This is a genomic window from Mesorhizobium sp. P2_D1, assembly GCF_056404455.1.
This window is the reverse complement of record NZ_JBFUDZ010000041.1, coordinates 40,394-48,453: the sequence shown is the minus strand read 5'-3', so window position 1 is coordinate 48,453 and position 8,060 is coordinate 40,394. Positions and strand designations below refer to the sequence as shown.

General features: G+C 58.5%; 6 protein-coding genes. 2 read left to right on the top strand and 4 right to left on the bottom strand.

Annotation, left to right across the window (positions count from 1 at the left end; all coding sequences use genetic code 11):
- Nucleotides 1–126 precede the first annotated feature (126 nt).
- Both AC1D0I_RS24545 and AC1D0I_RS24540 read right to left on the bottom strand, forming a co-directional pair.
- Nucleotides 127–348, bottom strand: a complete 222-nt coding sequence (locus AC1D0I_RS24545; protein WP_477226893.1) for a hypothetical protein — start codon at nucleotides 346–348, stop codon at nucleotides 127–129.
- Nucleotides 348–1,055: a glycoside hydrolase family 108 protein gene (locus tag AC1D0I_RS24540; RefSeq protein WP_477398336.1), complete on the bottom strand. Its 708-nt coding sequence runs from the start codon at nucleotides 1,053–1,055 to the stop codon at nucleotides 348–350. Before AC1D0I_RS24540 ends, AC1D0I_RS24545 begins: the two co-directional genes overlap by 1 nt.
- A gap of 57 nt (nucleotides 1,056–1,112) precedes the next feature.
- On the opposite strand from AC1D0I_RS24540, the gene AC1D0I_RS24535 reads away from it, so the two are divergent.
- Together AC1D0I_RS24535 and AC1D0I_RS24530 are read left to right on the top strand one after the other, a co-directional pair.
- Nucleotides 1,113–2,210 carry an acyltransferase family protein gene (locus AC1D0I_RS24535; RefSeq protein ID WP_477398334.1) on the top strand — a complete coding sequence of 366 codons (1,098 nt, stop codon included), beginning with the start codon at nucleotides 1,113–1,115 and terminating at the stop codon, nucleotides 2,208–2,210.
- 456 nt (nucleotides 2,211–2,666) lie between these two features.
- Nucleotides 2,667–4,709, top strand: coding sequence for an acyltransferase family protein (locus AC1D0I_RS24530; RefSeq protein WP_477398332.1), 2,043 nt, complete (start codon nucleotides 2,667–2,669; stop codon nucleotides 4,707–4,709).
- Between the two features lie 2 nt (nucleotides 4,710–4,711).
- Here the strand turns inward: AC1D0I_RS24530 and AC1D0I_RS24525 are convergent, their stop codons facing one another.
- Nucleotides 4,712–5,848 (bottom strand): acyltransferase family protein, encoded by a 1,137-nt coding sequence (locus tag AC1D0I_RS24525; RefSeq protein ID WP_477398330.1) that lies wholly within the window; start codon nucleotides 5,846–5,848, stop codon nucleotides 4,712–4,714.
- A gap of 87 nt (nucleotides 5,849–5,935) precedes the next feature.
- Nucleotides 5,936–8,050 carry an SGNH/GDSL hydrolase family protein gene (locus tag AC1D0I_RS24520; RefSeq protein ID WP_477398328.1) on the bottom strand — a complete coding sequence of 705 codons (2,115 nt, stop codon included), beginning with the start codon at nucleotides 8,048–8,050 and terminating at the stop codon, nucleotides 5,936–5,938.
- Nucleotides 8,051–8,060 lie beyond the last annotated feature (10 nt).

The following is an 8,060-nucleotide window of genomic DNA, read 5'->3' as shown; positions in this document are numbered from 1 at the left end:
GCGGCATCTTGCCTCGCCTTCTGGCTGGCCTTGCCTTTGGCGTAGGCCGTCCAGAGACCGGCGAGCGCGGCACCCATTGCAAGCAGATACGGCCAGAACTGACCAAGCAGGGCGAGCGCTCCCATCTCATTTCTCCTCGACCGGCGGCGGCGCGACCATGCCGAGCGGACCGTCACGCACCGCGTTGATGATGATCTTGGCAAGCGCAATGGCGCCGCTGATCTGAAGCGCGGTGCGATCGGTGACGCCGAACATCGTCCAGTCGAAGCCGACCAGGGCGCCACCGCAGATGATCGCGATCAGCGTGTTGAGCAGATTGTGCAGCGCGTTGGTGTTGAGGAATTTCATCAAAAGAGGCTCCCGAAAAGATCGGTGACGTGCTGCCGGAAGGCCGCGAGCGCTGCGGCGATGAGGACAAGGATGCCGGCGGCGGCAGCAGTCTTGACGGCCGGCGGCACGGGCTGGGCCGCCGGCGCCCCGCCAAAGGCCTTTTCGGCGCCGGGCGACGGCGCGGCCGGCACAGGCGCCGGCGCGGTCACAGGTGTCGCCGACATCAGCAAGGCCTGAGCCCGCACCGACGTGACGCGATCGGACCAGCCGCGCCCGAATGTCGCCCATGTCGGCAGCCGTTTGAGAAACGCCAGCCGCGCATCGCAAAGCGCGTCGATGGTGACGCCGGCCGGCCTTGCCCTGGCCGCGGCAAGGGTGGCCGGCCCGATCCGGCCATCCTGGGCGACGCCCAGGGCCGCCTGCAGGGTCTTCGCCGCCCTGCCCGGGCCGCTGTTCACGGCGAAATCGAACACGGCGCAGTCGACCCCGCCGGGCAATTCGGCGCCGAGCACCGCATCCCAGTAGTAGCGGCGAAAGACGGCGGCAACCTGCTGGTCGCTGATCTTGCGCAGGTCGGCCTTGGTGGCATTCGCCTTCACATAACGGCGGAAGTTGGCGAGCGTCACGCCCTTCATGGTGGCGCCGCCGGGGTCGACTGGATTGTCCGACCACCCGCCTTCCGATTTCAAGACGAGCGCAAGCGCCCGCGCAAAGTTGCGGTCCATGGCAGTTCCTTTCCGCCCTCTCCGGGCAGGTTGCTGAGTTTTGGAATTTGGCTATAGTTGGCGCAGGACGAGGGAAATAACTTGCTGAACAACAATGCGCGAATATTCGCGCTCGATGGGCTGCGCGGCATCGCCGCGCTGTCAGTCTTCCTTCAGCATTTCGCGACCGACACACCCTGGCATCCCCTCACCTTTGCCTGGTGCGGGCTCATCGGCGTTGAACTGTTTTTCGTGCTGTCCGGGTTTCTGATGGGCAGGAAGTATTCGACTGCCCCAATTTCAGGCTCGGCGGTGATCGACTTCTGGGTCAAGCGCGCGGCGCGCGTCCTTCCACTGTTCTTGATCTGCGTGACGGCAGCCTATGCCTGGCTTTTGCTGACAGGTCGCGACCAGCCTTTTTACGGGTTGAAATGGGATGGATGGTGGCACCATTACGTTTTCTGGGCCGGCCAATCCGTGTTCTGGACGATCCCGAGAGAGATCCAGTTCTATCTGGTTTTTCCGCTGATCTGGTGGATTTGCCAGCGTCTGGGCAATGCTGCCAACTTCCTGCTGCTCGCGGCGGCGGCCATTCTCCTGGGAGCCGCTATCGGCACGCCCGTTCTCATGCAGGCCGCCCCTCTGTTTCTCGCCGGCGTCGTTGCCGGGCGTATCGAGCTTGAGCCGGACAAGTCGTACGATGTCCCATTGGTTGCGCTGCTGGTCCTCTACGTCTTGTCCTGGCCTGGCATGATCGATGTCCTGGAATTGCCAAGATCCCTTTTCGGCGGCACGCTGTACCTTGTCTATCTGCCTTCTCTCGTCCTGGTTTCGACAGCCTCCCCGCTTGCCCAGCGCCTGTTGGGACGGGGCGTGCTGAAGTGGTATGGCGACATCTCCTATTCCCTCTATCTGCTCCATCTGCCCATCCATGTCGCGCTCAAGATGTGGACGCCAATTTCGCTTTTGCCCAAACCCATCTGGTTCGGGCTGACATTGATCGTTGTGACGATCGCCAGCTACTGTTCATTTCGCTACGTCGAGACGCCGTTGCGCAGACGCATATCGCGCCTGGCGCCCAAGCCACCGGCGCCTCAGCAACCGGTTGCCAATGGCGGTGTTAGATCGGGCCAGCCAGCACCGGAGGAAGCCTCGGGGGCGCCGGCGCTCACATAGCGGCGAACGTTGGCGAACATCACACTGGATGGAACAGCTCGGGTTGGGGAAATACCACTCTGAACCCGAAACGCTCGGCGAGTGGTCCAGTCACTCGGCCGGCTGGATTGTCGAAACCCTGGCGCGCATTCAGATCAAGGCATTGCAGACCCTGTCCAGAAGCCACCGCTCGACACGGCAAACCGGCCCCTGTCCATGGACTAGCTGCCGGCCCTTTCTCCAACGGTGTAGATGATGAAGCCCGAAATAACGAAGAAGATGTCGACGCCGCCAGGCCCGAAATTGTAGATGTAAGGCGTTGTCCAGTGCCCCCCGCATCGGCATGAAGGGGTGAAGCACACGACTGACCAGGACCATCAATGACGCGACGGCGCGCCGGCCCTGGACGTTCCGATAGTGCATAGCCCCGAAGTCTCCAAAGCCATCTTCTATCGGCGGTTGCCGGGCAATTCCAGCATGGCACCACCGCCCGATGCGATGACAAGGATTGGGGATTATCGGCACCCGGAAGGCGCAATGGATTGCCTGGAATATGGCCTTCGCGYAGAGACAATTTCTATGAATCAAATGGTAGAAGCCAAGTCGACCACGGATATTGGCAGCAGGTCGGATCATCGTTCAGATATCGACGTCTTGCGGGCGATTGCGGTTGCTGCGGTCGTGCTGTTTCATCTCGGCTGGACGACGGTTAGCGGCGGGTTTGTTGGCGTTGATATTTTCTTCGTAATCAGCGGATATCTGATRTCACGCATCATCTGGACTGAGAGCGCGCAAGGTCGGTTCTCACTCAAGAATTTCTACGCTCGGCGCGCTCGCCGGCTGTTGCCAGCCCTGTTTGCAACCATCATCGTCACCTTCGTCGTCGCCGCTTTTCTGTTCATACCGGAGCAATTCCAGGACCTGTCGAGGTCAGCGATATTCTCTCTGCTTGGACTGGCCAACGTCGATTTCTGGATGCAGTCAGGCTACTTCGATTCCGGCGCAATTCTGAAGCCGCTGCTTCACATTTGGACGCTCGCCGTTGAATTGCAGTTCTACGCGTTCTGGCCCTTCCTCATCGCCATGGCCGTTCGAAAAAGCTATTGGGTGGCCTTCTCTTTGATCGCTGCAGCCTTCGCTGCATCACTTGCGGGTTGCCTGTGGATGATGGGGTACGATCCGACGGCGGCCTTTTTCCTCGTCCCATTCCGGGTCTGGGAGTTCGCTGCAGGCGGGCTGGTGTTTCTTACCGAGAGACGGTTGTCGAAAGTGTATGCGGACCTGCTCTATGTCGTGGGGCTGGCCGCGATCCTGTTTGCCATCTTCGGCTATTCAGGACGGACGGCTTATCCTGGCGTTGCCGCTCTCGCGCCCGTCCTGGGCGCGGTATTGATGCTGCTCGGCGGTCAAGGCCGGCTGGCAAGACAGGCTCAGTTCAGACCGGTTATCTACCTCGGCAAGATCAGCTATTCGGTCTATCTGGTTCACTGGCCGCTGGTTGTCTTCATGGTGTATAGATTTGGCGCCTTGGAAGGGTGGCAGATCCTCGCCTCGCTTGTTGCAACCTTGGCCCTTGGCGCAGCCAGTTACCATTTCATCGAAGTGCGCTATCGCAAGCCGCGCCCGTTGAAGTTGGGGAAGACGTTGATTTTCGCCTGCCTCACTGCCGGCTTCATGGCAGCCGCCACACAGAGCTGGGCGACAGATGGGTGGGTCTGGCGGATGCCTGCTGCATTCCGTAGTGCTTATGTTTTGGACCTGAGAAAAGAACACACATACACCTTTTCGAACTCCACTCCGTTGCTGACACCGCACGATTTCAAAACCACCAAAAGGCATCTTCTGATCATTGGAGACTCTCAGGGAGCGGATATCATTAACCTGCTCGTTGAGACTGGCGCGGCAAAACAATTCGAAATTATCTATCGCCAACTCGATTGGCGGTGTGGCGTACCGACCCTCCCTGTCGACCTGTCTGACAGGTATTGGAAATCAATAAACCCGTTTGCTGCAGCAGTTATGAAACCCTGCAACGAAGCGTACTCACTCATCCGGTCTACACCGGCGTCGCTAGAGCATGCCGATCTGGTGATGATCGCGCTGTATTGGCAAGATTTCGCATTTCCATACGTCCAGACTTCGGTTGACGAAATGCGATCCCAAACAAGCGCTCCAATCTACGTTGTCGGCAGCAAAAATTTCACAGGCAGCAGCCTTCAGTTGCTTAATAAGCACGGCACCTTTGCAGGCATCGACGAGTACGCATTCCGAGAAATTAGCCCCGTGGCTAGAAAGATCGACACTTTCCTCAAGACGCTATCGCACGTAAGTTATATCGATCCGTTGGTTGCCGTATGCCCGCATAACCAGTGCGAAATATTTACCGACAAATCCGCGCCGGTTTTTTGGGATAGCATGCATTGGACGAAAGCCGGTGTGCAACTTATAGCGGCCAAGAACGGCGTAGCCATCTTCCCGTTTCTCGACACAAAGCAGGCGGCCGGCAAGAACTCACCCTAGGGTTAGGCGGCGACAGGCACTGCCGGCCTCTCGACTTTGACCCCATCAATCTCGACACGCTTTTTGCCGGCGCGTCGCGAGGCAAAGCGTTTGCCCCATTCATTGGTCCAGTTCTCCCATGCGTGGAAAGTCAGCGTTGCGACCGGGACGATACACAGTAACGATATTGCGAGCGCAAGCGCATAGGCCTGAAGTTCGCTGAGCCCTGAGTGCCTAAGCCGTCCGAACAACGGAAAAAGAGCAGCAATAATCGGACCATGCACTAGGTAGACCGAATAGCTGATATCGCCTAGCCATCTCGTTGCCGCGTTGACCAGCGGCTTGATGGGGAACAGGTAGAGCCCAACCAGCAGGCAAAAAAACATCGGCCCTTGCCAATAGATAGCCGGGCCAAATGGCACCCTACCCGTGACAATCACATAGAACTGAAGCGGCACGAACGCCAGCAGGACGGCGCCGATCGCCCGTCTATGGTTCCATTCGCCGGCAACCTGAACCACATGAAACGCGATGATTCCGAACATGAACATCGGCGCCAGGTCAAATATCGATTGACGAATGTAGATGCCCGGGTCTGCCACTAGATCCCCGATGACCGAGCGAAAGACCGTGGCCACGACGAGCRCAATGACAAGCGCTCGGATCGCCAAGGTTACACTTTTGGTCTTGGCGTAAATGAAGGGGAACACCAGGTAGAACGCCATCTCAACACCAATCGTCCAACCCGCAAAGATGATGGAGGTCTGGTAGCCACGGCCTGGGATGAAGTTGAAAATAAACGTCAGGTTCGCCAGGATCGTTTTGAGATTGTAGGGAAGGCCGGCCGGGTTCCACCAATACGAAAAGATTACGACGGCATAGAACAGCGGAGCTATCCGAAAAAACCTCCGCAGCATGAAGCCGAGATATGGCCTCTGTTCGTTGTCGTGCTTCGGCATTGTGAGACAGAGGGAAAAGGCGCTCACAAGGAAGAACAGATTGACGCCCATGACGCCGCTTCGGACTAATGTTTCCGGCCACCATGAAAGCACAAAGCGCGGATTGGGCATCAGCGCGACGTGAGCCATCACGACCCACAGGGCGGCTATACCACGCAGCGCGCTGAGGTAGGGGAAGCGGTCCGACTTGCCCGGCGTCATTGTTTTTCCCAGATCGACCCCACCGCCAAACCGTGATGTCCCTGCCGTACATGGATTAGAATTTCGACGCAAGATCACCGCCGGGCGCTAATGCTCGATGTCGCGAAGGTCGGTGACGATGATGGTTTTGCCTGCGCCGTTCGCGCGCGCCCCCATGAAGCCGCCAAGGTATGGCCCGGTGAGCGCCACGGTGCCAAGGTTGGCACCGCTGACGAAGACTTGAAGGTTAGACGTACCGGCCGCAAGGATAAGCCGCCATTGGCGGGCCACACCGCTAAAATCCACGGCGTTAAGAGCGGTCGTTGCGTATGTGGCGGCGCCAGTCAACTGGTAGACGTTGACGAAGCCGGAGGCATCCAGTCCGACGCCGACTCCCATACGGGCTGTAAGGGGGCCAGCACCACCAGAGGCTACTGTCGTGACGCCGTACAGGATGAATTGAGTGTCCTTCGCCATGTTTGAGTTGAAGGTGATGTCGAGCCCACCCGCTGCAAAATGCGGCGAGATCAGGAGATCGTCTTCAATGAAGGCGCTGTCTGGACCGGCCCCATAGTGCGTAATCGTCTGCAAGGCGCGATCCCTCCAAAGGTCACGGCTTTGCGCACCTCCGACGAATGCCTTCTTGGTTCTCGTCCTTCTCGATCTAACGTAGCTAAGGCCGAGGGAGGCTGTCCCGCCACCGGATGCCATGGTGAGCAGATGGAGCCCAACGGGAACGTCCCGCGCGATGCACACTTCGTGGTCATGCACAAAGTCACCGCCAAAAGCGGCTGTCGACAGTTGGTTGATACCACCGACCGACACTTGATCCCAAGCGACGTCAACACCGTTCTTGCCGCCAGCCCAGATGGGATAGGCGATGCAAATGTCTAACCCCGGCACGTCGACGCGCACCGCAACCTTGAGGCTCTTGGCGTGGTCTATGGCGTCCGAGATTAACTGGAAGCCTGTCCGTGTGGCCGGCGCAGGGAGGGGCGCATTCGCTGGATCGATGGTAACGGCTCCCTCGATGGTCGATATAAACTGTTCAGGACCAGCAAGACCAGCATGAGGATGCAAAAAGGGGGTCGCCATCTGTAAGCCAATAGCCCGATAGGTGATTACCGTGGGGTGGCATCCATCCGGCACAAGGTCCGACACGCGGTAGCGGCCAGTGCGCACCCATGAGTTGATCATGTCGTAAACCTCGATGAGAGGCGCATCGGTAGCCAGTGCCACGTCCCGCATGATCTGAACGTAGTTCTTCAGTCGGTTTGCCTTGTCGGGCGTCCCCAAGGCGGCAATAGCAAACATCGGATTGGGCGTCTGCAGGATCGGAATTTTGCCGTACTTGATGCAAGCATTGACAAATGCCAGCAGGTTTTTCCGATACTGATCCGGTGTGGTCGGAGGTATGTTCTGGCAGTCATTGATGCAGTGATTACAGATGACGATCTCCGCAGTGCTGACGGCCATCTTGGCTTCGAATGTTGAGCCGGAACCATCGGTGCCCTCAAGCATCTGCTGTGAACGGGAACCGCTGACCGCACGATTGGTGACCGTAACGGCAGAGCTAAAATAGTAATCCCGCAGCACGGATTGCAGCTTGTCCGGGGCGGGCTGTGGAGTAATCCCTCCAAGACCGCTGTCAACACCGAGCATAGTGCTGTCCCCAAAGCACTCAATCTGTGTGGACACGCCGTTCCACATGTCAACGGCCTTTGCCGCCAGCGCGGCCTTTGCGCCGCCGTAGGCAAGCAAAATGTTATTGTCCACATAGGCTTTGACGCTTTGCTGTGTGGGCACTTTTTGATCGCTGTTTGAGTGCATGTCATCTTCATCGACGATGTCAGATTTCAGCACCGGATCGGCATCCCCCGTAATGCTGAGGCTGGTAGTGCCGATGACTGGGTCGACAGTGTTAAACTGGTACGTTTTCGCGCCGTTCCCCGACCCCAGTTGCACGTAGACAGTGGTCCCCTTCTGCATAGTCCGCGACGTGCGCGCGTCAGCTGCGCGGTACCATACGCCTTCGCTGGCCGTGTAGATGCCATTGGTTGATTGGTCCGATTGGTTCGTCACCAGCACCCGGTCGCCGACCTCGGTCAGCACGCCGTCGATGGTCTTCAGACCCGACAAGTTGATGTTGGCTGTGGTTGCCAGGCGCACCGGTTCGCGCTCGCCGGTCAACAGGCGAACGGCGGCAGTTGCAGGTCGGGCCATAGGGCTTGCT

Bases quoted from the DNA above. Each gene is read 5' to 3' on its own strand.
- AC1D0I_RS24545 (WP_477226893.1), bottom strand. From the start codon at position 348: ATGAAATTCCTCAACACCAACGCGCTGCACAATCTGCTCAACACGCTG.
- AC1D0I_RS24540 (WP_477398336.1), bottom strand. From the start codon at position 1,055: ATGGACCGCAACTTTGCGCGGGCGCTTGCGCTCGTCTTGAAATCGGAA.
- AC1D0I_RS24520 (WP_477398328.1), bottom strand. From the start codon at position 8,050: ATGGCCCGACCTGCAACTGCCGCCGTTCGCCTGTTGACCGGCGAGCGC.